Here is a 555-nt window from a genome sequence, read left to right as displayed (position 1 = left end):
TTGTTGGCGGCGGCGCTGGCTTTGTCGGCGTTGGCGGGCTTGGCTCCCGCGCTGTTTCCCATGAAGGCGATGACGACGGCGGCCACGATCCCGATCACGACGACCGCGATACCAATGGCCAGGCCTCTGCGCCGCCAGTAGATCTCGGTGGGTAGCGGGCCACGCGGTTCCAGATCGAGCACGTTCGCAGCGTAGGCCCAGGTCACGTCGATTCGGCTGACCCGCCTCGGCGTGTCGCCAGGTTTGCTGGCCGACCGCCGTGTAGTAGCGGCCCGCCACCGGGGTGGCGCGGGCCGTATCCGCCGCTGGTTACTCGCCCAGGTCGCCGGCGTGGTCGGACAGCTCGGCCCGGCCGTCGGCGAGCTGATAGGTCACGCCGGCGATCGCCAGCGTGCCCGCGGCCAACCGCTCGGCGATGATCGTCGAGCGGGCCGCCAGCTGCGCGACGGTTTCGGCGACGTGCCGCTTCTCGAACTCGTCGACGCTGCTCAGGCCGTCGCGCCGGCCGACCAGGATGGACGGGGCCACCCGTTCCACCACGTCGCGCACGAAACC

General features: G+C 71.0%; 1 protein-coding gene and 1 pseudogene. Both read right to left on the bottom strand.

Going from position 1 to position 555, the window contains the following annotated elements:
• Window positions 1-182, bottom strand: a pseudogene (locus A9W96_RS23975) (hypothetical protein); the annotation flags it as partial.
• Between the two features lie 127 nt (window positions 183-309).
• On the bottom strand, window positions 310-555 hold a 246-nt coding region (locus tag A9W96_RS23970), incomplete at its 5' end, for a carbonic anhydrase (protein WP_369830865.1).

It is taken from the genome of Mycobacterium sp. 1245852.3 (genome assembly GCF_001669335.1).
GTDB classification, from domain to species: Bacteria; Actinomycetota; Actinomycetes; order Mycobacteriales; family Mycobacteriaceae; genus Mycobacterium; species Mycobacterium europaeum_A.
Note: the sequence above shows the minus strand (reverse complement) of the source record. Positions and strands in the feature narration are given on the sequence as shown.